Consider the following 23,900-nt stretch of genomic DNA (forward strand, 5'->3'; position numbering starts at 1 on the left):
GGACGGGGATCCATCGAGATCCGAGAGCTGCCTGATCCCGAACCCGGACCCGCCGCAGGAGATCGCCGAGTCGGTCGCATTCCTGATGCCGGCGGAACGGCGACATCACCGGCCGGCACGTCACTGTCGCCGGCGGCAGCGGTCCGGCGTCCTGACGGTGGAGAGCGGTCGGTCGCAAAGCGCCGCGCCGCTCATGTCAGGCCCTCTGCCTTCCCGGCGCACGCCGAGTGGCCGCTGTCGCTCTGCGCGCCCGATCTTTCACCCGACAACCGAGCACGAGCGAGGTTTGATATGACGACAACTGCGGCTTTCGGCTGGGGAAGCAGCCACCTCGACACAACGCCGGCGGGAGAGGTGAAACTCGACCCTGCAGAGCGGCTCGCCGTGCAGCAGACGCTGGCACGCTACGCCTTCGCCCTGGATCACGGAGATCTGTTGACGTTGGCGGGCGTCCTGACCGAAGACGCCACCTGGACGGCCAGCATCGCCGGTGAGGTCGAGCAGGGCCCCTTCGTCGGACACGCGGCGATTCTCGACCTGGTGCGCGAGGCAACGGAAGCGCAAACCGATCAGCGAAGGCACAACCTGATCAACATGGTCTTCCGCCGTGCGGACGCCGACACGGCAGTGGTGTGGGCCTACCTGATGCTGACGTCGAACGCGGTCGGGAGCGCGACCGTGATCGCGACCGGCTTCTACACGTTCACTCTGCAGCCTGCCGAAGGCGAGTGGCGTATCGCGAAGGTGTTCGTCGGTCTGGACAACGCCGCGTGAAGCTCAGCGACTGCTGAGGTATCGGTTCAGGGCAACTGTGATGTCGCTGGTGGGTGTATCCCAGTGCTATGCGGTATCCCGAAGGGGATGGCCAGCCGCTTGAACTGCGAGTACGCGGTCCGCTCGATCGAGGTCGAGATCCCCACCCGGCCCAGACGACAGCCCAACATCAAACCAACAACACCGAGTTGAACGGGTGACGGCTCCGCCCAACGCAGAACCCAAGATCAACAATTGGCGGCTTCGGTGTCGCCCGATCCGACCGCGTCCTCAGGAACGTAGACGGTGCGGGCCTTGCCGTATTTCGCGCAGGCTTGAACCGTGAACTCCGCCGCCCGGCCGAGCGGATTGACCCCGATGCCGAGCTCGGGCAGCAGCACCGTCGCCCACTCCTGCCGACGCGCCCCCGAGCCCAGGGCCAGATCGGACCCAGCGCGGTTGCGGTGCGGGGCCCAGCCCCGAAAGGCCGGGGCGACCCGAGAGTCCGGCCGCTGCCCACCCAGGCCGACGTCGCGGAAGCAGCGGTACTGATCAAGCGTGAGGTGCCGAATGTCCAGGTCCCGCCGGACCCGGGGCGCGAGCGGATTGCGGCCTCGGGCCGCCACCCGCACCGGCCGCCGTGACAGACATCCCTCGTCGACGGCGAACCCGAAGAACTGATCCAGCAGCCCGGACTCCTTGCCCCAGGCTGACGTACCAATGGGCCGTTCCTGTAACTGGGTCCGGACTCAGCGTGGAGCGGGCCAGATCGGCGTAGGACATGCTCCGGCCCCACGAACACAACGGCTCGACCGACATCATCGTCTCGCCGTCCAGGCAGATCGGTGTGCCATCCGAGATCGACCGGTGTACCAACACCCGGCCGCTTCTTCGCCGGACAGCACCGGACTCTCCAGATGGTTCTTCACCGCCTTCGAGTCCACCGAGAACAACAGCATCTTCATCCCCTGTGCGACAACACGGGAGACATGGGCATGTGACCGCGGCGGGATGTTGTCGATGAGGGCGCGGGTCTGGGTGACCTCGCCGGCGGTGCCCGCGGGGCCCTCGGTAGTCTCAGGAACTCGGCGGTTCCCGGCGAGCTGAGAGGTGATCCTCCGCCCCGTGGCTCACCATTGGGTGGTGTTTGCTGCCCGCCTTCCGACGGCGGACCGGCGTCAGCTTCCCCTCTTTCGCGCGTATGTGACGGCCGTCCACACAGGTCCTGGACCCGTTGAGTTCGCCGGCCGTCCTGAGTTCGGCAAGCACGATATCGGCAGCTGGTCGAAGACTCCGACCAGCTGCCGGCGGTCCGGGCGTCGGGGATGAGCGCGTTGTGGAAGCGCCGTGGGCGTTGAAGAAGGCTCAGTCGAGCAGTTCGGCGGCCCGTTCGGCGATGGCGTAGACGGTCGCGTTGGTGTTGGCCGAGGGGATGGACGGCATCACCGAGGCATCGGCGATCCGCAGTCCGGCTATTCCGTGTACGCGCAGGTTCGCAGGGTCGACGACTGCATCGGCGTCGGTTCCCATGCGGCAGGTGCCGGTGTAGTGGAAGTAGGGGCCGGTGGCCTTGCGGATGAACTCGTCCACGGATTCGCCGCTCGTCCCGGAGCCCGGCACCGCTTCCTGCTTGCGCCAGTCGGCGAACGCGTCGGCCTCCCCGATGCGGCGTGCAAGGGCCAGGCCCTTGCGCATGACGTCCAGGTCACGGTCGTCGCTCAGGTAGCCGGGGTCGACGACGGGAGCGCTGCCGGGATTGGCGTCCGCCAGACGCACGGTGCCGCTGCTGTGCGGAGCCATCGCGGAGAAAGCGATGGAGTAGCCGTTGGCCGGCGGCTGGCCCCATGCCGACGGGAGCGGTGCGGCGACGATGTAGACCTGAAGGTCCGGCCGGGCCGCGGCGGAGTCGCTGTACAGCAGGCCCATCATCTCGGCCGGCGGGTTGGCAGGAACGAACGGTACGGGCTGGATGGCCTCGTACACCACGCCCGCCATCGGATGGTCCTGCAGATGGGAGCCCACTCCCGGCAGGTCGGCGACGACGTCGATGCCGTGTTCCTCAAGGTGTTGTGCCGGGCCGATCCCTGACAGCATCAGGAGGTGTGCGGAACCGATGGCTCCTGCGGTCAGTACCACCTCGGTGGTGTCGACGGACCGGTGCTCGCCGCCGATGGTGTACTCGACGCCGGTGCAGCGGCCCGCGGTGGTGCGCAGCCGCTGCACGGTCGCGTCCGTGACGACGTCCAGGTTCGGCCGGTCGAGGAACGGACGGATGTAGGCGTCGGCCGCGCTCTGGCGGGCGCCGCCGGGCAGATTCATGTCACTCCACCCGAACCCGGTCTCCAGCCCGCTGCCGATGTCATCGGCGCGTGCGAACCCGGCCTCCACCGCGGCGTCGACGCCCGCCGTGGCCAGGGGATGGGGTTCCGGGACCGGGGCGACCACGACCGGCCCGTCCGTGCCCCGCACGGAGGCATTACGGCTGCGAGTGCTCTCGCTGCGGCGGAAATAGGGCAGCAGATCGTCGAAACCCCAGCCTGAAGCACCGAGGCCGGGCCATTCGTCGTAACCGGAGCGGTGCCCCCGCAGGTGATAGAGGCCGTTGATGCTCGACGATCCGCCGAGCGCTTTGCCGCGCAGTACGTCAGCGGCCCTGCCTGTACCGGCCTGCACGGTCGAGGCGCCCAGCCAGAGGGATGACGGGTCGAACCCCAGGAAGCCCCAAGGAGATGCCATCGTCTCGGTTGCGTCCCGGGTTCCGGACTCCAGCAGCAACACCCGCACGCCGGGGCGTTCCGAAAGCCTGGAGGCAATCACGCATCCCGATGTCCCCGCTCCCACCACGACATAGTCATAAGGACTCTTGACCATCACGTCTCCGCTTTCCACGGCAGCCTTGTCCGACCACCGGATTTCAGAAAATCAGCTCCTCGACGATCAAGGAACTGATTATGCTTATGTACTAAAGGGGTCTAAAAGTGAAGATGACTGTCTTCGCGTCAGCCCTGTGGGTCACCCAGCCGTGTCCGGGCTCGGCGCGCAGAAGCCGTGGAACCGGCTGATCAGCAGCGAGCAGGATCCAGTGGAGCACGGCTGTCCGGATGGAGGCCCGCCACCCGCCCCTGCTGGTGTGAGCGTTGCTGGTGCTGACAGACACCGAGGTGACCCGGTGGCAAACGATCACCTTGATCCGGCGGGCCTGGGCACGCCCGATCCGCACACTGCCGATCACCCCATTGGGGATGTCCATGTCGGCGCCGGTACCTGCGATGACGGCCACGCGGCCGGAATTCTCTTGGTTCACGAGTTTCTCGTCTTTGGTGTGTACCCGTCGAGGAACAGCCCGGGTGTTCCCTCTGCCGTCGAAGCTTAGGAAAACCGACACAGCACGCACTTGAACCACCGCGACGTCCGTTCGGAACCTGAGCGCCATAAGACAACGTTGGAGCACATACTTCGGTTCGTTCACGGGCGGGCAGGGTGGGGGTGCCGACGTAATTGGGGTGGCTGTGCCGAAGTATTCGCGGTGCGTGTGCCGGCGGGGGTCTCGCGGCGGGCGGGTCGGTCACGGTCACGAGGGTGGCCCGCAGCATCGTCGAGTTCGGCGTCCTCATCGACAACCCGAACCTGACTGAGGCTGTTGAGCGCCAACTGTTGCAGGCGCAGGAGCCGCGCTACGAGCGGGTTGCCGACTGCGCCCCAGGCGGAGCGCGTTGATCACGGGATTGTCCGGATGACACAACTCTGCGGCCCCGAGCACGCCTGTGACCGCACGGCGGATCGGGACCCGTTTGCACGATCGCTGCACGCTTGGCCACCACACGGCCACCACACCGAACCCGACAGGCCCGAGCCGACCGACAACACGGAACAAAAGGCCAGATCAAAGCCCTGTGAATCGAAACGGCCACTGGCCGTCGATCCCAGACCTACGCATTGCGATGCGTAACCCAAAGATGCCCGATCAGCCCGGATTCCAAGGTCAACAGAAACAAGAAACCCCAGGTCACGGCGAGTGAGTCCTGGGGTTCCTCGGAGCCGCCTTCGGGATTCGAACCCGAGACCTACGCATTACGAGTCGGCACATGATCTACTCAGATCATCTCAACCTTACTCACGCTGCGTGATACCAGCAGCTCACAGGCCATCCGCGTACTCGGCCCTTCTCAGTCCTTCTCGATCGTTCTTAATCCTCATGTTCCCACCACGTTCCCATCGGACCCTGGGAACGGCCGGCGTGCACCTTACCGGGACAGGGCGACACCCCGCTGAGCGGCCAGATCCGCCGACGGGCCGAGGGGTTTCGAAGCGGGGAGCTACACACCCGCATTGGGATGAGGCAGGCGCCCCACCCCCTGCACCCGGGGTGGAGCCAGTGACCGTTATCGCAGGTCAGACGCGCAATGACAGCGTAGCGCAGCCACCGGGAAAAGTGTCGGACCGTTCCGCAAGCGCATCCGCCTGGCTGGGCACCAGTCCGCATGTCCTCACGCGTCAACGGCTCTTACTGGCCGCGCCCGGAAGCACACCCCCGCAGCAGAGTGCCCACGTCGAAACAAGATCGCTACCGCGCCCGGGGCCTGACCGCCCCGTCGCGAGCAGTCATCCTGCGGGTCCGGATACCCCGGACATCGGTCGGATCAGTGCTCGATGAGCCGCGGGTTGAGTTCGACGGCGCCAGTCGGCTTCGCCGGCCACGGCTGCTCGCGGAGGATGTCGAGATATGCGGTGGCTGCAGCGGACCAGGAGGTGCGGGTGAACGCGGTCAGTTCGGCGCCGATCGGCGGGGTGAGACGGCGGGTTACCGGCTTCAGCTCCGGCGGGACGTTCCAAGCTGGTACCAGCGCGGTGCCGAGGCCGGCGGCAGCGAGTCGGGCAGCCGCTTCGACTCCGGGAGTGGAGACGACACCCCGGGGCTGGAACCCCGCGCTGCCGCAGGCGACCAGCACAGAGTCGGCGGGGCCGAAGTCGCGCTCGTAGAGGACGAAGGGGCGATCGGCCAGTTCGTCAAGCCTGAGTTGGGTACGAGTCCGCAACAGGGGGTCGTCCGCAGGCAGGACGGCCACGATCTCGTCCCAGCCGAGGACGACGACGGGACCGTCCCATCGAGCCGGCCGCGGTGCGATGCCGAGGTCGGTCAGTCCGCGGGCCACGCCCTCCTGGAGCAGCAGGCGCCCCTTGAAGCAATGGATCCCCATCGGGACGGCTCGGTGACGGTCGTGCCACTGCTCGATCGAGCCCAGCAGCGGTCCGGTGAGGTGTGAGACCAGTGCGCCGACCTCAAGGGTGCCGCCCTCCAGGTCGAGGGCCTCGCGAACGGTCTGGCGCGCGTGCTCGGCCGCTGCCACGACGGCCCGCGCCTCAGGCAGGAGGGCACGTCCGGCCGGAGTGGGCTGCACGCCGTGCGGAAGGCGCTCAAGGAGGTCGCCGCCGAGGTCGCGCTCAAGGGCGCGGATCTGCTGGGAGAGCCAGGGCTGGGAGATGGACAGCCGCTTGGCCGCTCGTGTCAGGGATCCCTCTTCGACGACGGCCAGCCAGTAGGCGAGTTGCTTGAGATCGGGAAGCATGGATCCTCCATTGCGAATCCCAATGGACGGCAGTCGATGTTCGTCTTTGTCCAATGGGTCGCTTCATCCTACTGTGATGCCACGCGATATTTCCGGCAGCGGTTCGCAGGCCGATATGCGTTCGCCAGGCAGTCCGCTCAGTGCAGAGCGGTTCCCCTTTCGCCCTTTCTCACGCTGCCGCCTGGCCCCATTTTCTTGATCAGAAGGCTGGAGAGAGATGTCGGTGGATCCAGGGCCAGGACCGAGCGGATTGTGCTTTGAACCAGCAGCTCAAATCGCCGCCCGTTTGCGAAGCGGTGACGTTTCGGCACGCGAAGCCGTCGGCGAGTTCCTGGAGCGCATCGAAAAGCGTGACCCTGAGCTCAACGCGTATATAACCGTGCTTGCCGATTCCGCTCTGGAGGCGGCACGGCGGGCCGACGAGGCGCTGGCCCGAGGCGACGAGGTCGGCCCGTTGCACGGCGTTCCGATCGCCATCAAGGATCTCTACGACTTCAAGGCCGAAGTGCCGAACACCTTCGGATCCTCGCTGTTCGCGGATTTCGTCCCGTCCTCGGACGCCACCGACATCGCCCGGCTGGAGAGTGCCGGTGCGATCGTGCTCGGCAAGACGAACGTGCCGGAGTTCGGGCACAAGGGCACCACGGACAACACGCTGGTCGGCCCGACCAGCACTCCGTTCGCCATCGGCAAGAACGCCGGAGGGTCCTCCGGAGGCAGCGCGGCCGCGGTCGCGGACGGCCTCGCCGCGGTGGCTCAGGCGTCCGATGCCGGCGGGTCGATCCGTATCCCCGCGGCGTGGTGCGGGGTGTACGGGTACAAGGCCACGTTCGGCGTCGTACCGCGGGCGGCCCGCCCGAACGCTTTCAAACACGCACCCCTGGCAACCAGCGGGGTGGTGGCTCGAACGGTCGCCGACGCGGCCCTGCTGCTCTCGGTCATGGCCGACGGCTGGGACCCGCGCGATCCGTTCAGCGTGCCCGCCGGGCCGGTCAACTGGGCAGCCGCCATGGCCGGTGATCTGACGGGCCTGCGTATCGCCTACAGCCCCGACTTCGGCGGGTACCCCATCGACAGCCGGGTCGCCACGGTGGTCGACGACGCCGTACGGGCGTTCACCGAGGGGGGCGCGGACATCGAGCCGGTCGACTTCGCCATGCCGTGCTCGCCACAGGAGCACTGCGACATCTGGCTGCGCCAGACCGCCTCGTCCAACCTCGACCTCCTGCAGCTGTTCGACGCCCGGGGCATCGACATCCTCGGGAGTCACCGGGATTCGTTCGCCCCGGAATTCGTCGCCCTCCTGGACAGAGGCCTCACACTGTCGACGGACGACATCCTGCGGGACCGGGTGCTGCGTACCCAGATCTTCGACGCACTGGAACTCTGTCTCGGCCGGTACGACCTGTTGCTGACACCGACCGTCGCCGTCCCGCCCGTCGACAACGCGGCGTCGGGACGCACGCTCGGCCCCACGGAGATCAACGGTGTGAGCGTCGACCCGACCATCGGCTGGTGCCTGACCTACCCCCTGAACCTCACCGGGCATCCAGCGGCCTCCATCCCCGCGGGGCTCACCCCGGAGGGGCTTCCCGTAGGGCTGCAGATCATCGGCCGGCGCTACTCGGACGCGACCGTCCTTGCAGCGAGCGCCGCGTTCGAACTCATCCGTCCCTGGAGCCATCTGTACCCGGGCCTCTCGGGCACCGACACCTCGCGCCGACACCACGTCGGCCGACGACAGGCAGGAGAAGGACGTTGACGGTCATGCCGCACCAAAGTCGCCCGAGCCAGAGCACCCCGGCCGCGCGCCGAGTCAGACGTACGCTCACCGCCGCACTGCTCGTCGCCGCTTCTACTGCCATGGCGGCCTGCGGCAGCAGTGCCTCGCCGACGGGCACCGCCGCAACCGCGGAGGAATTCAGTGCCGACAACCCCATGAAGGCGGTCTTCCTCTACGACGGCACCCCGCAGGACGGCGGCTGGGACCAGTCCTGGGACACCGCGCGGCAGGCTGTGCAGAATAAATTCGGTTCTCGCGTGGAACTGGAATTCAAGACGAAGGTCCCCGAATCGACGGAGGCCGCGCGGGTCATCGATCAGGCTGTCCAGGACGGCGCGGACCTGATCGTCGGCATCTCCTACGGATTCGGCAAGTACATGACTGCCGCAGCGAAAAAACACCCCACTACCCGCTTCTATCAGTACAACTGGCAGAGCGCAGCCGACAAGAACTTCTCCGGCGTGGGACTGCGTACAGAGGACAGCTACTACCTGCTGGGCATGGCGGCGGCCGCGGTGAGTGAGAAAGGGAAACTGGGAGTCGTCGGTTCTTTTCCGATTCCCGCCCTCATCCGAGAAGTCAACGCCTTCGAACTCGGAGCCAAGCAGATCAACCCGAAGGCGACCGTTCGCGCGGTCTTCGTCAACTCGTGGTTCGACCCCCAGAAGGACCTGCAGGCGACAAAGGCGCTGACGTCCAGCGGTGTCGAGGCGATCGGGAACCTGGTCGGCGACCAGGCCATCCAGCGGACCGCCCAGGACCAGGGGATCCCGTGGGTCGGCGACACCACCGACACCCGCGATGTCGCCCCCAAGACATATGTGGGGCTTTCCTCGTGGACCTGGAAGAGCGAGTTGGAGCGCGTGATCGGCTCGGTCCTGGACAACTCCTGGAAGCCGGGCTACCGCTACGTGGGTATCTCCGACGGCGCGATCACCATGGCTCCGTGGGGCTCCTACTACAAGAGCCATGCGACGGCAGCGGAGCAGGCCGAGATCACCAAGGCGCAGACCGCCATGGAACGCGGCGAGCTGAAGGTCTTCGACGGGCCGGTCACCGACGCCACCGGAAAGGTACGCGTCCCTGCGGGAAGTACTCCGAGCGTCGCTGATCTGGAAGCGATGGACTACCCGGTCCAGGGCGTGAGCGGAATCAAGACCAGCAACTGAGCGAGATCCCGCAGCACCACACGAACCCTGGGAAGGATCGATGACCACCGCTGACATACCCGCGCCCACCGAGGCCGGACCGGGTACGCCCTCACCGCCGGCAATCGCCGCCCGCGGCGTCACTCGCCGCTTCCCCGGCGTGATCGCCAATGATCGCGTCACCTTCGAGGTGCTGCCGGGAGAGATTCACGCGCTGCTCGGTGAGAACGGCTCCGGCAAGACAACCCTGTGCAAGATCCTCACCGGCCTGTACCGGCCCGATGAGGGCGAGGTCGCCGTCAACGGGCAGCCCGTACGGTTCCGTTCGCCGCGTGACGCCGACGACGCGGGGGTGTTCATGGTCCACCAGCACTTCAGCCTCGTCGACCGCTTGACCGTCGCCGAGAACGTCGTGCTCGGCAGGTCCGGCCGCAGGCGCTTCCTCCTCGACCCCCGAGCGGCCGAGGAGGAAGTGGCAGCCGCCGCCGAGCGGTTCCACCTGAGTGTCGCTCCACGCGCCTTCGTGGGGGAGCTGTCGGTCGGCGAGCGCCAGCGCGTGGAGATCCTCAAGGCCCTCTACCGCGGCGCACGCACACTGATCCTCGACGAACCCACCACCGTGCTCACTCCACGGGAAAGCGAAGAGCTCTTCACCAACCTCCGTGGTCTGGCGCGGGACGGCGGCTCGATCATCTTCATCTCCCACCGGCTGCGCGAGGTGACGGCGGTCTGCGACCGGGTCACTGTCCTGCGCAAGGGCCGCACCGTCGGCACGGTCCGCGTCGAGGGAGAGAAGACCGACCCGCGCCACCTGGCACGCTTGATGGTCGGACGCGAGGTGTCCCCCGCCTCACGCGACCGTTCCACCCACGCCCACGCCCACTCCCCCGAGCCCGAGCCGGTGGTGCTGGAAATCGACCGGGTCAGCGCCAACGACGACACCGGCCGCCCACGGGTGCGGGAGATCTCCCTCAGCGTGCGCCGAGGCGAGATCGTGGGCATCGCCGGGGTGGCCGGCAACGGCCAGCGGGAACTCGCCGAGGCGATCACCGGCCTGCGGGCCCGCAGCGCGGGGCGCGTCACCGTCGCCGGACGCGCCCTGCCGAGCGGCAGCCCACGCGACGCGGCGGACGCGGGCGTCGCCTACGTACCCGAGGACCGGATGGGTACCGGGCTCGCCCCCGGACTACGGATCACCGACAACCTCATGCTCAAGTCCCACCGTCGGCCGGAGTACTCGTACGGCCCGTTCATCCGTTCCAAGCGAGCCGCCTCCCACGCCCGTGAGCTCATCACACGCTTCGGGATCAAGGGCAGGTCGGACGACGAGGTGCGCCGACTCTCGGGCGGCAACGCACAGAAAGTGCTGCTCGCCCGCGAAATGTCCTCCAGCCCCAAGGCCCTGGTCGTCGCCGCGCCCACCCGCGGCCTCGACGTGGCCGCGATGGACACCGTGCGCACCTTGCTTCTCGAGGCGGCTGACAACGGACTGTCGGTGCTCCTCATCAGCGAAGACCTCGACGAAGTGCTCGACCTCGCCGACCGGGTGGCGGTCGTGTTCGACGGCCGCGTCATGGGCGTCGTCGACCGCGGCCGCACCGGCTTCGACAGCGCCCGTCGCGACGGGATCGGCCTGATGATGGCCGGGATGGAGGCGGCCACGTGATCCGCTTCGAACGGCGCCCCGACAGCCCACGCCGGCCGGCGGCGTCCGTACCCCCCGCCGTCGCACTCACGGCATCGGCGGTTCTCGTCGGCTGCGTCCTGCTGGCCACCGGCCACGACCCGATTCACACCTACCGGTCAATGATCCAGGCCGCCTTCACCGATCCCGGAGCGTTCTCGGCCACACTGCTCAACGCCACGCCCCTGCTCTTCACCGGCCTGTGCGCGGCCGTGGCGTTCCGTATGCGCCTCTACAACATCGGCGGAGAGGGACAGCTCTACATGGGAGCGGTCGCGGCCGCCGGCGCGGGTCTGGCCCTGGGCGGCCGGCCCGGACCCCTGATCCTCGCGGGAACGATCACCGCGGGCGTCCTGGGAGGCGCACTGTGGGCCGCGATCCCGGGCGTCCTGCGCGCCTGCCTCAACGCCAACGAGATCCTGACCTCGTTGATGCTCAACTATGTCTCCGGGCTACTGGCCTACTACCTGATCTTCGACAGCCGCTCCTACTGGCGCGACGTCACCTCGACCAGCGCCTCGGTCTTCCCCCAGGGCAAGACGATCGACACCGCGGGCTGGTGGCCGCAGGTGACCCTCGGTGGCACCGTCCTGCCCCTCGGCCTCCTCGTCGGGCTCGGCGCCGCCATCGCACTGTTCGGCACCCTCCGATGGACACGCTTCGGCTTCCAGCTCCGGGTCATCTCCGACTCACCCGAGGCTGGGCGGTACGCAGGGCTGCGCACCACCCGCACCATCGTGGTGGTGATGCTCCTGTCAGGCGCGTTCGCGGGATTCGCCGGTGCCAGCCAGGTGGGCGACTTCAGCCACACGCTCGACCCCCAGGGCCTGCAGGACGCGTCCTTGGGCTATACCGGCATCGCCGTTGCCGCCCTGGGAAGGTTCAATCCGGTCGCGGTGATAGGCAGTTCACTGCTCTTCGGTGCGCTCACGAATGCCGGCTTCAAGCTGCAGGGCTCCGCTTTCCCGCAAGGGCTCGTCGGGATCACGCAGGGGATCGTCCTGTTCTGCCTGCTCAGCGCCGAACTGCTGGCCCGCTACCGGATCCGCCGACGCCGACCCGCCGATTCCAGCGACCCGGAGCCCGGGACGGCCCAGTCGGCATCCCCGGAACTCCCGGCCGAGAGCCAGAAGCAGAACCCCGATATCCGCCCCCTCCCCGAACCCACGGCGAAGCCATGAACGACACACTCCTCATCACCCTCATCACCTCGGGCATCGTCTACGGGACCCCTCTCCTCATCGCCGGCCTGGGCGAGCTGCTCACCGAACGGTCGGGCGTCCTCAACCTCGGCATCGAAGGCATGATGCTCGTCGGCGGTATCACGGGCTTCTGGGTGTCCCAGAAGACTGGCGGCCCGGGATGGAGCGCCATCCTCCTGGCGCTGCTCGCCGCCATGACCGCCGGGGCGCTCATGGCGCTCATCCACGCCTTCGTGACCATCACCCTCCAGGCCAATCAGGTGGTCTCCGGGCTGGCTCTCAGCATCTTCGGTGGAACGGCGGGACTTTCGTCCTACCTTGCCGACGCCGGTGATCTGGGGGGCCGTTCGGGCAAGCACCAACTCAACGGCATCAATCTGCTCGGGCTGAAGGACATACCAGTCCTTGGCCCCGTCCTCTTCCACCAGGACATGCTCGTGTACGTGTCCTGGACACTGGTCGCCGCCATCGCGTTCTACCTGAGCCGGACCCGGCCGGGGCTGCACGTCCGGGCGGTCGGGGAGGCACCGCGCGCCGCCGACGCCATGGGCGTCAACGTCACCGCCTACCGTTATGCGCACACTCTCGTCGGCGGAGCACTGGCCGGCCTGGGAGGTGCCTACTACGCGCTGGCGATCACTCCGACCTGGACGGACGGCATCACGGCAGGCGCCGGATGGATCGCCCTCGCTCTGGTGATCTTCGCGTTCTGGCGTCCCGCCCTGGTGCTGGCGGGCGCGTATCTGTTCGGAGTCGTGAGCAGCCTCGGATTCAACCTCCAGGCACACGGAGTCACTCTCCCACCCGAACTCTTCGCGGCGCTGCCCTACCTGACGACAATCCTCGTCCTCGTCCTCGCGTCCAGCGTCTGGGCAAAGCAGCGGCTGGGCGCTCCAGCGGCACTCGGGCAGCCCTACATCCGCGAGGACCACTGAGGACAGGCCGCCCGAAGAAAACCCCGCCCCGGGCCGCCCGATCGGTGACATGCGGCGAATGCTGGGCCGTCATTCCGTAGAGCAGGACAAGTCGGCTTGACGCGTGCCGAGACCGTCAGTCGGCGGTCCCGAGCCGGACCACCCAGCGCATCGGTTGGCCCGTCACGCTCGCGATCCGGTCGTAGTCGCCGTCGTAGTGCAGGACGGTTGCGCCGTTGCGTTCGGCGGTCGCGGCGATGACCAGGTCCGAGACCGACAGGGCCTTCCAGTTCCCGGCCGCGATGAATCGCGTCCGCACGTCCAGCGCACGATCCCAAGCCTCGTCGGGAGTAGGCAACCAGTCGAAGCCCCGCATTTCGTCACGGATACGTTCCGCGTCCGCCTTGGACCGTGCGCTGTGCAGAACCTCAAGCTCGACAGCTCCGCACACGGCCAGCGGTCCCGCGTTGTGCAGCGGATCGATCACGGCTCGGACGGCCCGCTTCGGATAGCGGGCAAGGGCAGACTTGTCGATGAGGTACCGCTCGCTCATGCGGCCTGGTGCGGGTCGTCCGCCGTCTCGACCGGACCGGTCAGGTCGGGCAGCCCGCCCTCAGCGAGCCAGCCCAGGAAGGATCCCCGCTTCCGACGCTTGATCACATCCTCCAAGGCCGCGTTCACTGTCGCGACCTTGGTCGTGGTGCCGAAGATCTCGGCCGCCGCAGCGAGCATCTCATCGTCGACGTCGATGGCGGTTCGAGCCATACGTCCTCCTGGTCCAGTGCACCGCGACTTGCCCGCGATATCAAAATCCACGACAGGCGATATCAGATGGAGACAGGTCACCGCTCTTCACCTACGCACAGTGAACGAGCCGCCAGTCCACCTTCAACTCAGACCGCCCCGCTTGAGACGCGAACAGGCACAGAAAGGAGAAAGCCCACCACAACCGACGTTCCCAGGATGTTCCCATCCGGCACGCAAAAAGACCTTCCGCGATCTTCACGGAAGGTCTCAATGGCTTTGACCTGGGGCTTCTTGAGCCGCCTTCGGGATTCGAACCCGAGACCTACGCATTACGAGAGCCTGCAAGATCATGACGGGTGATGCTCAGTGATCACTGTCAGTCCTGTTCTCCCTGGCCAGAGACTTGTTTGACCGCGCTGGCATGACGCCAGATCCAATGGATGCTTCCCCGTCCGCTCCCGCATCGCTCACGCAGTCCAGCGCCTCCCGCCTTCAGGACCCGGGCCTGAGCTGCGTCTCTATCTCCTCGACTCGGCGACGCGTCGCCTCAGCCTTGCGCTCTTCGCGCCGGAGCTTCTCCTGAGCAGCTGCCAATTCTCCAGCCAGTCGCTGCCGATCCGCTGCTGCGCGATCAGCCTGGATGGCCTCATCGGTGGAGGCCGGGCCCACACGGACGCACTGCACAATGCCGCGGCGTTCACCGCACTCCGGGCAGTCGACAACGCGAGTCGAGACGCAACTGTTGCTGCGGTGCTGAACGTGCTTGGCAACGTGGTCACATGTGAGTGTCAGGTCCCAGGTGTCGAGATCCTTCTTGCGTTCCACGTCAGAGCCTTAAAAGGGGTATCCACACGGGCCCCTCGCCGATCAACCTGGGCCGGGCCGGCTCAAAGCACCACCTGATCACCGACGAGCACGGCACCCCGCTCGCGGTCATCCTGACCGGAGGCAATCGCAGCGACGTCACCCAGTTGCTGCCCCTCCTCGACGCAATCCCACCGGTCCGCGGCCGGGTCGGCCGGCCCCGCCGCAGACCGGACTCACTCTTCGCCGACCGCGGCTAGGACCACGACATCTGCCGCGACCATGTCAGCGCCCGCGGCATCGTGCCGGCCATCGCCCGTCGAGGCACGCGCCTTGGCACCGGGCTAGGCACCTACCGGTGGGGGGCAAGCGCACCTTCGCCTGGTTCCATGGATTCCGACGACTACGGATCCGCTGGGAACGCAGAGCCGACATCCACGAAGCGTTCCTCAAACTCGCCTGCCGCCTCATCACCCACCGACAACTCGGCTCTTTGTATTAGCCGTCGTTAGGGCTTCCCAGTCAAGGCTTCTACCACTCGTTGTCGTTGCCTGCTGCGATCCATAGCACCTGAGAGGCGAGGCGGTTTAGATCATCGCTATGTCTTTCACTCGCGAATTCGTCAGCCGGGTCCAGCTGAGGCAGCTGACGGCGAATCGCTGCTACGACCTGCTCGGTGGGAAACCACTCGGGTAGTTCGTTAATTTGACAGGAGGCACCAGAGTATTGCCATGTTTGCAAATCCCGTTGCTCGCTCCATTGCGCCATGCCATCGAGCATAACCGGCAGTAGTCCCGCATCATGGCCAATCGCGGTTACCAACGTATCCCGCACTGCTGCAATGCTACTGAATTGGGCTGCCATAGAAAGGAGTCGCCGCGCGTGAGCCTTGTTGTCCACCCAGACATCAGACACTTTCCAAGTCTCGGCTAGCAGCAATCGCATTGCCTCCGCGCGTGCTTCTTCCTGCAAGGTGCCCCTTTCGGAACTCTTGGCCGTGATCATGAGATGCCGGAGAAGAGCAACAGCGCAGGCGAGAGGTCGAAGTTCAGCGGCCTGCTGAACTAGAAAACGATAGGTTTCATCATCGGCGTTGCGGGCTACTCTCGCGGCATGTCGCGCGGTCGATTCGAGCCCAATCCCCAAAAGTGATGGGATTTCAGGCAAGCCCACTACCAGAGACATTCCATCCACCAGCCGGTTGTACAGCTCGGCGTTATAGGGACGGTGAGTCACCCTTACCCATGGCCCCGCCAAATCGACGAGTTCGTGGTGTTCCCGGGCAGCACGCTGTTGTTCTGTCTCCTCCGGCTCCGTCATAGCCTCTCGTTCGGGAGGCATGGGCGCTTCATCGCCGCGCCATGCGGCACTCAATGCTTGCGAAGCTCGTTGCAATTCGGTGACCGTTTCGGGCCAAACTTCGTCATCCTGGATCGGTGGGCGGCCTGGCCAACGTCCAGCAGCGGCGATTAGCTTCCCAGCTTGGGCCTCAACCCAATTGCACCAGAGTGTTAGCCGTTTGTCGGCAGCAGCAACTGCATGAAGCTCGGCCACCAGATTGGCGGCCAGGGGTTCCAAGGTCGCCACATTCTCGCTGAGGGCTGCCTCTAGCGCCTCTCGGTATGGCTTGGTCTCCATCATGGATGGCTCTACCTGTACACGCTCGCCGTCGGCGTCGTAGGCACGCATTGACCTGGTCGTGCGCTCGCGCAAAGCTCGCCAAGCCTGAGCAGCCTCGCGAGGGACACGCCGCTGTTGGCTTCCGGTGGCCACCATCAACCCGACACAGCGTGCCGCTGCCAGGACTGTTGTCGCGCCAGCGGTAGCAACGCCCACCTGATGCGGGTCAAAGGACGCGGCGGATGCCTCCGCCGCTTCAGCGTCGTTCAGCGGCCAAGCCCGTTGGATCTCTGCGTACTCGTCAAGCTGAGCCTGTTTCCACTCCCGCAGCGTCTCCGCTGGAAAGTGCTCGGGGGTGTCATCGACTTCGGAAGCATGCTCGACACACAGCAACAGCAAGTTGTCCTCGCTGCGGTTCTCCTCCTCAGTCATTTCAGGCGCCCAGCGCGGCCCACCTTCACTGCGTGCATGGATGTGCGCAACACGGCTGTTGAGGATGCGCTCGCCAGTCTCGTTGCTCAGCCGGTACAACGGCCGACTGCACGACGGCTCACCGCAGCGAAACGCGGTGCCGTACAGCTGTTTCACGGTCGCGTCCGTCGGCTTCGGATGCACGATCGGGGGACGACGCTCAGATCCACTATCTGCCACCCAAGCATTGTCCCCGACCACGGACCAGAGCGGCTCCAGACGGTCTCCAAGCTCATCCGACACTATCCACGGCGACGTCCTCATACCGAGCCGAACGCTCAACTCCGGCGCTGGGCACGGCCATCAGGGCCGATCCACCTCATTGTGAGGCGCTGTTATCGCGCCAATCGAACCAGTCAGTCCTGCTCGCAGATAGTCGCCCTCTCGGAGCCACTACCTCCGTAGAACTACTTCACTTCATAGAACGCGAACTGCCACAGGAAGTCTTGACTAATTTTGCTGTTTGTCCAACAGACTAGGATCGAAAGCATCTCTCGCTTCACGCTGAGCCATACGTGAAAGCAACGCAGACCGATATGGCTCCCTTAGGCGGGTGACTCGCCTGATTCCGTAATGGATCGCATTCTCGTGAACCGATATTAGCGATGACAGATCCGGCCAGGCGCCAGTTCCCGTTAGGGCTCGGGTCAGCGCCTCAGCTCCACCTTCAGGAATACTATGTGGCTGCATTCCCGAGTACTGCTGTACAGCCTTTCGAACCACCTTCTGAAGAATGGCGAAGCGCTTTTGCCAGTTAGGGAGCACGTGAGGCGACACTTCCTGGCCCACTCTCATACGGGCGCACCCATCAGAGTTGAACGCGCACATATCGAGCGCTACCAACGGGACGATCCGCTGCTGGCTGAGCCTCACCTCTACCCCCGCCCCGGTATCTTTATCGAAAAAGGGCAGATCAAACGCTGTCGCCGAACTTCCGCCCGGCTGTGAAATAACGCGATCACTCGGAGGTCTCAGCGGGGCTACACGCACGTAGGCCAAATCGTTTGATCGCTGCCCTTTCGAGCGAATCGCCAGATCACACGGCTGCGCCAGGAGAATTAGATACTGGACTGGATGAGACCTAGCAGGCGCTAGGGCCTGGCCTTCGTTCGTTACGGAATCCACCGAGTCGGCCTTCTCGAATTCACTCGGCGTCGTTTCGAACTGCTCAAGCGCAAAGATGTCTCCCGCTTCAACCGGGAAGAACAGCTCATTCAGATGCTCAGGAGAGTCATAGTACTCCAGGCGCTCGATCTGCGCGAGCTCCTGCCGAACTCGATCGCGATCTGGAATCTCAGGCAGCTTGACCCGACTCAGCGACGTGATCAATGTGCTTGACTCGTGAACTTGGATGTTGGCTCGGAGTTTGGCACGGACACTGTCCTGAGTAAAGGCACTAGTGACTCGAAGGAGAGTCTCAGGCCCCCAAGCTCCATCCCTTATTCGATCACCGGTGAGCGCCGCCTCAAGGGTGTAAGGGTCGATCCCGCGGGCATGTTCATGAGCTTGGGTCCATACCTCTTGGACCGCCTCCTGGACATGATATTGGATTTGCTCAAGTGCAGGCGCAAGGAGGGTCAGCTTGAGCATGCGCGGGAACTCCGTCGGCGCCTGCGACAGTCGCGCTTTCCCGATAACGAGGAAGCGTGACGAGTTATCCTGGAATTTATCACTCAGATTCCTCCAGGTCGTCACCTCAGCATCAGAATTAGAAACTGTGTGGGTGAGTAGGCCGATTCTCCAGTTACTCGGGGCCTGAGCTAGAAGCCTTTCGACTTCACCCTCACCTGCATCTGTAGCTGCACCCTCGCGGCTGAAGTCCCGGTCAAAAAGCACCAGGGTACTCTTCTCGTCTGCCAGGAGATGTGATCGGCGCTCCCGCCACTCCTGCAGGGTAAGAGTTAGGTATTCACTGGGCTTCGCCAGAAGCTCGCGCAATGTGGAGGCCGCGTCAGGATCCTGCTCAGGACCCTCGTCAGGAACAGGAGACCCCAATTGCGCATCGACCACATCCATGATCTTCAGCTGCAAGGCTTCCCCTATTCCGTCCCAGTTGTCCTCAAGTAGAGAGACGGCAAGGGCAGTAGGTAACTCTGCCTCTGAGAGTGGAGAGAGAACTTCAGACACACCAGCAATCTTCGCCTTGTCCTCTGCGGTGAGAAGATCAGCCTTTAAGGCGGATGTAACCTCATCCACAGATCGAGACACTGCGGCATAGCAATCATCCACGCAAATGACGCGAGCAATACCTGAATGTTTCAATAGCTCTTGAGAGGCATTCCTTGCTGAGGCCACGTCAACTACGACGCGGGGCAATTGTGCCGGAACTACTACGGGGCCAGTGCTGTTGGCCGGCACATCTCCCTCCGCGCCTGTCGCCTCATGCTTTAACACGAATCCCCCCCAGGTCGAGCTCGAACTTGTATAGGTTTCCACTGACGTTTCGCTCAGGCACCAAGGTGATGGAGGCACCCTCAGATCCGAGAAGTTGTGTTACTACGTAGAGACCGATTCCGCGGCCTTCAGTCCTCTTTTTTGTTGACACGAACGGCTCGAACAGACTCGCTTCAACAGCTCGATCGATTCCACGGCCGTTGTCATACACCACCACGTACGGCGCTTGCACTTGAATCGTGATGCAAGGTTCTTTAACGGCACCTACACGGTACGCTTGCAACAACCAGTATTCGCTGTTCAGCAATAGATTATCGAGGATCTGGGTGAACTTACCGCGGTTGATCTCCACGAGAAAGTCACGCGGAGACTCAACTACCACGCTAATCGGTCCATCGTTCCAACGCTGCTTGTGATATTCGGCGATCTCTTGACAGAAGACACCGACAGCAAAACGCTCACGCCGCTCACGCATATACCGCAGCGAGGGGTTGAGGTGCGCGAGTTGACGCTTAAGTCCGCTTACAGCAGACTCCACATGGTGCAAGTAAGAGGCAACGCGTCGGTCCGCGATCTGCTGTTGAGCGACATACCGGCGCAGCTGGGCTGTACGAGTTTTCAGTCCATCCGCTATGTGCGCGATCTCATGTGAGAGTGCCTCGGCCGTCAGTCCCAGAGAAACTGTCTCCCAGGTCAATGCCAGCTGCTCCTTAAGCTGGTCATCCTGAGCCCGCAGAATGTCAGTGATGGCGCCTTCTGACTCTAGAGACTCGACGAGGCTCTCGACCTCTGCAACCGTCTCGCTAGTCCGTCGATCCGCTTCCTGTAGGTCGGCCAAGTCACCGATGACAATGGGGCTGGTCGTAGCGGAGAAAATAGTCGCCTGGTCCCCGTCGATCTCGTCACGAACACGCTGATGCCTCTTGGCGATGGCAGCGTTCTCGTCGCGCAGGGTGGACAACTGTTGGCGCGCGGTCCGAATCGTGCGGGTGCGGCGTTCATCGATGTGCTGGAGTAGAACCTCAGTTGTTGCCCCTACGTCGATGTCCGCTTGGGCAGCCCTATGCTCCGCGCGATACTCGTTGTAAGCCCGTCTGATGGTGGACTGGAATTGGCTGGTGAACTGCACCCACCTCTGCAACAGCTCGTAGAAGTTTCGGTAGTACGGTGTGACAGCAAAGCCTTCACGATCAGTCGTCTCAACGAGTTGTGCATTACCGCTGGCCGATATATCGATGTAGCCAAGGGTATTCTCAGGGCGGAGACCATAGAATGACTTTCCACTCGTCTGGCCCTTACGCAGACCAATCCAGTCCTCGGTCATCCTGATGCCGAAGCCATCTCTGTAGACCCGCACCCCAGCGAGGCTCTTGAGGAAGCTACGGAACTCACCTCGCGAGTCGAAGACCCCTGATCGATCCTGTCCCAGGGTGACATAATCGACCTCGCCCCTGAAAGGTCCAGGGTCAGCCGGCACAGGCACGCCGTCGCTAGAATCATCCGAGGTTAGATACACGACCTCCACGTTAGGCACCTCGGCCAACACAACCTCACGGTGCGCGGAGAGAAATGCTGGCGCATCTGCCTGATGGCAGGAGAACTGTGCCAGTTGTGCCGCCTTGTGGACCTGGAGCCATTCAAGAAAGGCTGCGCCTCCGTCCTCGTGAAGTAGTGTCCTGTAGGCAGCTCGATCGTCCTCTTTGCCAGTCTCACCAGGCTCGAAGTATGCGAGCATTACGGAGGCGTCGATGAGTAGCCGCCCGTCTTGGTACTCCAAGTTGTAACGGAGCTCTGCAGCGTTTCGCACTTGCGTCGCTAGCGAATAGAGGTCCACCGCTTGAACATCGATCTCGAACGCAACCTGCATTCCCCGGTTACTACCGTAGGGAGAGAGCAGGACGGTGAGCTCCTTTTGGAGTTGAGAGGAACCGCCGCCGGGTGCCAATGTGCTACGCCATTGCTCAGGTTCCTGCAACTCGGTGATGACAAGTTCCGTACCGTGGCTACGCGTAGTCGACCGTGTAACGAGTTGGAGGGGTACCGCTTTTAGGGAGTTCTGCGCTTCAAAGAGCCGCCAATCAATAGTGAGCTCGTGCTCCAGCGCCTCGCCTTTAGGCCGAGTGATGATGGTCAGCACGTCCCCGAGTCGTTGCGCACCCAGCCTTCCGAGGCCCTTATCGCCCAGCGGCGTGCGCTGCTTTGGGGTCTGCAGACCCTGTGCTTTCATCTCACGCTTCATAGAATTACTGATGGTCAGCCAGCCACGTTCGATGTCCGTTCTGGTCATTCCGATCCCGTTATCGGAAACCTTGATACAGGCAGCTTCGTAGCCTTTAGCGTGTGCCAACTCAGATGAAGTAGTGATCTCCACGTTGGCCCAGGTCGCATCCGCGTCGTAGCAGTTCTTAATCAGCTCGGCCAACGCCTGCAGCGCATCGGTGATGAGATCAGCACCAAGCTTGAAGACAACGGATGGATGAACGTCGAGGTGCACCGTTTCGGTGCTTGAACCGCCAGCATTGGGCGTCATCTCAAGTCTCCATGCAAGCGATGTCATCTCGTTCCTGTCGGCGAGCTGGCCCACGCATCACGAGAACGCTTTCAGTGTTCATGGTCTCCACGCTGGCGTTACGCAGTGCCATTCGCTTGGAATGAGCAGGAATCTTGCGTTCCAGGGTTTCTATATGACGAGCTCCTCGGTCGCAAAGTAGGTCACGAACGATGGAGACGGTGGGCACCGTGATACCACTGATCCGGCGCTCGCCCAATGTCCAGAACATCCAGGCATGACTACGAAGCCGTGCCACGATGCTGTCGAGTGACTCATCAAGATCTGCAGTAAATGCCGTCAGGCGAACTCTCGCATTGCGGTCACGAGTCTGCATTTTTTCGAAACAGGACTGGAATGCAGGCGACCTAGCGCATAGCTTGTCTGCCTCAGAGAGACGGTCTTTGAGCTTCCCCCCAAGGCTAGCGGAGTCGATAGACCTTGTGGCCAATAGGAGTTCAGGGGTCAGACCTGGAACGTCATCAGGCGAAATCCATTGCAGAGGCAGATAACTATGCTGGCCATAGGTGACCGTCGTGATGTTATCGCCGTAGGGTGGAGACGTCATCAGAACATCTGACACTGGATCGCCGCTATCAGGCATAATTCGAGCGTCACCTGGTTTACAGCTTATGGTGAGCTTGGGGTTGCGACTTAGGCCCTCATGTAAAATCGCAGTCTGATCCCGCAGTTGGTCAATGTGCTCTGCGAGCACACGCAGAAACGTGCCATGAGCATCCAGAACTCGCTTGGCAATGTCTACGGGGGTGTATGCGTGCAGTTTGACTGTCGAAGTACGGCTATTACTGACCAACCGGATAGTCTCAGCAAGCGCGACCCAAAGAACTTGTCGCTCGGTTCTTTCCGATTCTTCGCAGATAGCCCGCCGCAACCGCGAGAGAGCAATTGCTACGTCGCGACGGAACCATTTGTCTCTGTTGGTAAAATCGACGGCGATAATCTCGGATGTGTCGGCAGCTACTTTGGATGCAACGCGATCGCGCACCTCTTCCAAACTCTGGATTTCATGAGGGCGAGATTTTACCTCAGATAAGAGGACTGCAAGAGGATTAATATCCGCCCCAGAGAACGAAAGACCTCTGCGCGCTGACTCCAACAGAACGGTTCCGGATCCCATGAATGGGTCGAGGACACTAGAGACCGTGGCATCGACTTCCAAGACGTCGTCTAGGAGCGCTCCCTGCAACTGTGGGACCATCATCGCGGGATAGGCGAAAGTCCCGTGCCCGTTCTCTCGGCTTGCTCGACCGATGAAGGACCAAAACTCCGGGGTGTTGGCGGCCCGCTGGCGCAATCGCGTGGCCAGCCGTTCGTCTCCACCGGGTGGTGTCAGTTTGCACGCAGCGGACGTCGCATCAAGCGCACGTCTCGTTCTGGGAATCTGGCCTGAAACTACGGCATCTTCTAAGCCATGCGATGGACGTCGCACCGGACCCTCCATCATCCCGTGAGCTCACGGCTGTTCGTAGGCGCACGGCCTTGCCGATACAGCGCGGGCTCCTTCCCCTGCGGCAAACTCGTTAGATTGAATCAGATCGTGCAGTCAGAAACCATACGGCAACGCGGAGTTACCCACCTGACTGTCCGTTCGAGGCGTCCGCCCAGCGAACGAAAGCTGGCCAGCCGGCTGCTGTACTCAGTGCTCTAGCTTCGGTCGACCTTGCCTACAGTGAAGCAACTCCAACATCGCTATGAAGATGCTGGCCAGCGCATGTGCGTGCAGACAGTCTGTAGATCATCAGCGCCACCCATCTAGGGAGACCTGGGCGCCATCCTTGAGATAACACTTCAAGGCGCTGGCGGTGGTGTCCACGAAGCCTTGAGGGATTGCATCGGCGTCCACCCAGCGGACCTGGGCATGTTTGCGTGGTTCGCGGTTTTCGGGTTCGCCGATCCATTCGTGGGCGGCAAAGACGACGGTGAGGAAGCCATTGGGGGCTTCGACACCCCAGGCACCATGGATGATGTGGGCGACCTTGAGGCACTCGGGCTTCACGGTCAGGCCAGTCTCCTCGTACAGCTCGCGTACGGCGGTTTCGGTGATGGGCTCGCCGGGTTCGCTCTTGCCGACGGGGAGGTCCCACATGCCCTGGGCGAACTTGGCGTTCTCACTACGCTGGAGGAGGACGACGCGGTTGGTGGCCTTGTCGTGGACGATGACGGCGGCGACCAGCAGGGTCATGGATTCGAGTGCGGGCGGTAGGGCTTTGGGCTGGTCGTCGGTTGTCCGCTGAGCCACGGCTG

General features: G+C 63.7%; 19 protein-coding genes and 1 pseudogene. 8 read left to right on the forward strand and 12 right to left on the reverse strand.

Annotation, left to right across the window (positions count from 1 at the left end):
- Nucleotides 1-774: nuclear transport factor 2 family protein (locus tag ACWDR4_RS45445; RefSeq protein ID WP_450417486.1), on the forward strand; the 774-nt coding region annotated here is incomplete at its 5' end.
- Nucleotides 775-1,001: 227 nt separating this feature from the next.
- On the opposite strand, the gene ACWDR4_RS45450 is transcribed toward ACWDR4_RS45445, so the two are convergent.
- The 3 genes from ACWDR4_RS45450 to ACWDR4_RS45460 all read right to left on the reverse strand — a co-directional run bounded on the left by ACWDR4_RS45450 (nt 1,002) and on the right by ACWDR4_RS45460 (nt 4,222).
- Nucleotides 1,002-1,154 (reverse strand): hypothetical protein, encoded by a 153-nt coding sequence (locus ACWDR4_RS45450; protein ID WP_450417487.1) that lies wholly within the window; start codon nt 1,152-1,154, stop codon nt 1,002-1,004.
- Nucleotides 1,155-2,118: 964 nt separating this feature from the next.
- On the reverse strand, nt 2,119-3,624 hold the full coding sequence (locus ACWDR4_RS45455) for a GMC family oxidoreductase (protein ID WP_450417527.1): 1,506 nt from the start codon (nt 3,622-3,624) through the stop codon (nt 2,119-2,121).
- Between the two features lie 91 nt (nt 3,625-3,715).
- The gene (locus tag ACWDR4_RS45460) at nt 3,716-4,222 is read right to left on the reverse strand and encodes a hypothetical protein (protein WP_450417489.1); all 507 of its coding nucleotides are present in this window, start codon (nt 4,220-4,222) and stop codon (nt 3,716-3,718) included.
- Nucleotides 4,223-4,332: 110 nt separating this feature from the next.
- Here ACWDR4_RS45460 and ACWDR4_RS45465 point away from each other — a divergent pair, with 110 nt between their 5' ends.
- A complete protein-coding gene (locus tag ACWDR4_RS45465; RefSeq protein ID WP_450417491.1) occupies nt 4,333-4,470 on the forward strand; it encodes a hypothetical protein in 138 nt (45 codons plus the stop codon).
- Between the two features lie 923 nt (nt 4,471-5,393).
- Here ACWDR4_RS45465 and ACWDR4_RS45470 read toward each other — a convergent pair.
- On the reverse strand, nt 5,394-6,320 hold the full coding sequence (locus tag ACWDR4_RS45470) for a LysR family transcriptional regulator (protein WP_450417493.1): 927 nt from the start codon (nt 6,318-6,320) through the stop codon (nt 5,394-5,396).
- A gap of 217 nt (nt 6,321-6,537) precedes the next feature.
- Here ACWDR4_RS45470 and ACWDR4_RS45475 point away from each other — a divergent pair, with 217 nt between their 5' ends.
- From ACWDR4_RS45475 to ACWDR4_RS45495, 5 genes are read left to right on the forward strand one after another with little or no spacing between them, the layout of a single operon-like run.
- The gene (locus ACWDR4_RS45475; RefSeq protein ID WP_450417495.1) at nt 6,538-8,082 is read left to right on the forward strand and encodes an amidase; all 1,545 of its coding nucleotides are present in this window, start codon (nt 6,538-6,540) and stop codon (nt 8,080-8,082) included.
- A gap of 5 nt (nt 8,083-8,087) precedes the next feature.
- A complete protein-coding gene (locus tag ACWDR4_RS45480) occupies nt 8,088-9,272 on the forward strand; it encodes a BMP family ABC transporter substrate-binding protein (RefSeq protein WP_450417497.1) in 1,185 nt (394 codons plus the stop codon).
- Nucleotides 9,273-9,312: 40 nt separating this feature from the next.
- Nucleotides 9,313-10,917 carry an ABC transporter ATP-binding protein gene (locus ACWDR4_RS45485; protein WP_450417499.1) on the forward strand — a complete coding sequence of 535 codons (1,605 nt, stop codon included), beginning with the start codon at nt 9,313-9,315 and terminating at the stop codon, nt 10,915-10,917.
- Nucleotides 10,914-12,116, forward strand: a complete 1,203-nt coding sequence (locus tag ACWDR4_RS45490) for an ABC transporter permease (RefSeq protein WP_450417501.1) — start codon at nt 10,914-10,916, stop codon at nt 12,114-12,116. The genes ACWDR4_RS45485 and ACWDR4_RS45490 overlap by 4 nt, the downstream gene beginning before the upstream one ends.
- On the forward strand, nt 12,113-13,072 hold the full coding sequence (locus ACWDR4_RS45495; protein ID WP_450417503.1) for an ABC transporter permease: 960 nt from the start codon (nt 12,113-12,115) through the stop codon (nt 13,070-13,072). Before ACWDR4_RS45490 ends, ACWDR4_RS45495 begins: the two co-directional genes overlap by 4 nt.
- A 115-nt stretch (nt 13,073-13,187) precedes the next feature.
- Here ACWDR4_RS45495 and ACWDR4_RS45500 read toward each other — a convergent pair whose 3' ends face one another.
- From ACWDR4_RS45500 to ACWDR4_RS45510, 3 genes are all read right to left on the reverse strand, one after another.
- Entirely contained in the window at nt 13,188-13,604 is a 417-nt protein-coding gene (locus tag ACWDR4_RS45500) for a PIN domain-containing protein (RefSeq protein WP_450417505.1), read from the reverse strand.
- The gene (locus ACWDR4_RS45505) at nt 13,601-13,816 is read right to left on the reverse strand and encodes a type II toxin-antitoxin system VapB family antitoxin (RefSeq protein ID WP_450417507.1); all 216 of its coding nucleotides are present in this window, start codon (nt 13,814-13,816) and stop codon (nt 13,601-13,603) included. Before ACWDR4_RS45505 ends, ACWDR4_RS45500 begins: the two co-directional genes overlap by 4 nt.
- 474 nt (nt 13,817-14,290) lie before the next feature.
- Nucleotides 14,291-14,623 (reverse strand): hypothetical protein, encoded by a 333-nt coding sequence (locus ACWDR4_RS45510; protein ID WP_450417528.1) that lies wholly within the window; start codon nt 14,621-14,623, stop codon nt 14,291-14,293.
- A 2-nt stretch (nt 14,624-14,625) separates the two neighbouring features.
- On the opposite strand from ACWDR4_RS45510, the pseudogene ACWDR4_RS45515 reads away from it, so the two are divergent.
- Nucleotides 14,626-15,104 (forward strand): annotated as a pseudogene (locus ACWDR4_RS45515) (IS5 family transposase); the annotation flags it as partial.
- A 29-nt stretch (nt 15,105-15,133) separates the two neighbouring features.
- On the opposite strand, the gene ACWDR4_RS45520 reads toward ACWDR4_RS45515, so the two are convergent.
- The 5 genes from ACWDR4_RS45520 to ACWDR4_RS45540 form a co-directional block, all read right to left on the reverse strand.
- Entirely contained in the window at nt 15,134-16,810 is a 1,677-nt protein-coding gene (locus tag ACWDR4_RS45520) for a hypothetical protein (RefSeq protein ID WP_450417530.1), read from the reverse strand.
- Between the two features lie 333 nt (nt 16,811-17,143).
- Complete coding sequence (locus tag ACWDR4_RS45525) at nt 17,144-19,051, reverse strand: hypothetical protein (RefSeq protein ID WP_450417509.1); 1,908 nt, start codon at nt 19,049-19,051, stop codon at nt 17,144-17,146.
- 22 nt (nt 19,052-19,073) lie between these two features.
- Nucleotides 19,074-21,617: an ATP-binding protein gene (locus tag ACWDR4_RS45530; protein WP_450417511.1), complete on the reverse strand. Its 2,544-nt coding sequence runs from the start codon at nt 21,615-21,617 to the stop codon at nt 19,074-19,076.
- A gap of 1 nt (nt 21,618) precedes the next feature.
- Nucleotides 21,619-23,085, reverse strand: a complete 1,467-nt coding sequence (locus ACWDR4_RS45535; protein WP_450417513.1) for a hypothetical protein — start codon at nt 23,083-23,085, stop codon at nt 21,619-21,621.
- A 309-nt stretch (nt 23,086-23,394) separates the two neighbouring features.
- A complete protein-coding gene (locus tag ACWDR4_RS45540) occupies nt 23,395-23,895 on the reverse strand; it encodes an NUDIX domain-containing protein (protein WP_450417514.1) in 501 nt (166 codons plus the stop codon).
- Between the last annotated feature and the right edge of the window lie 5 nt (nt 23,896-23,900).

The organism is Streptomyces sp. NPDC000878, assembly GCF_053599695.1.

Bases quoted from the DNA above. Each gene is read 5' to 3' on its own strand.
- ACWDR4_RS45455 (WP_450417527.1), bottom strand. From the start codon at position 3,624: ATGGTCAAGAGTCCTTATGACTATGTCGTGGTGGGAGCGGGGACATCG.
- ACWDR4_RS45470 (WP_450417493.1), bottom strand. From the start codon at position 6,320: ATGCTTCCCGATCTCAAGCAACTCGCCTACTGGCTGGCCGTCGTCGAA.
- ACWDR4_RS45475 (WP_450417495.1), top strand. From the start codon at position 6,538: ATGTCGGTGGATCCAGGGCCAGGACCGAGCGGATTGTGCTTTGAACCA.
- ACWDR4_RS45480 (WP_450417497.1), top strand. From the start codon at position 8,088: ATGCCGCACCAAAGTCGCCCGAGCCAGAGCACCCCGGCCGCGCGCCGA.
- ACWDR4_RS45485 (WP_450417499.1), top strand. From the start codon at position 9,313: ATGACCACCGCTGACATACCCGCGCCCACCGAGGCCGGACCGGGTACG.
- ACWDR4_RS45495 (WP_450417503.1), top strand. From the start codon at position 12,113: ATGAACGACACACTCCTCATCACCCTCATCACCTCGGGCATCGTCTAC.
- ACWDR4_RS45500 (WP_450417505.1), bottom strand. From the start codon at position 13,604: ATGAGCGAGCGGTACCTCATCGACAAGTCTGCCCTTGCCCGCTATCCG.
- ACWDR4_RS45505 (WP_450417507.1), bottom strand. From the start codon at position 13,816: ATGGCTCGAACCGCCATCGACGTCGACGATGAGATGCTCGCTGCGGCG.
- ACWDR4_RS45530 (WP_450417511.1), bottom strand. From the start codon at position 21,617: ATGACGCCCAATGCTGGCGGTTCAAGCACCGAAACGGTGCACCTCGAC.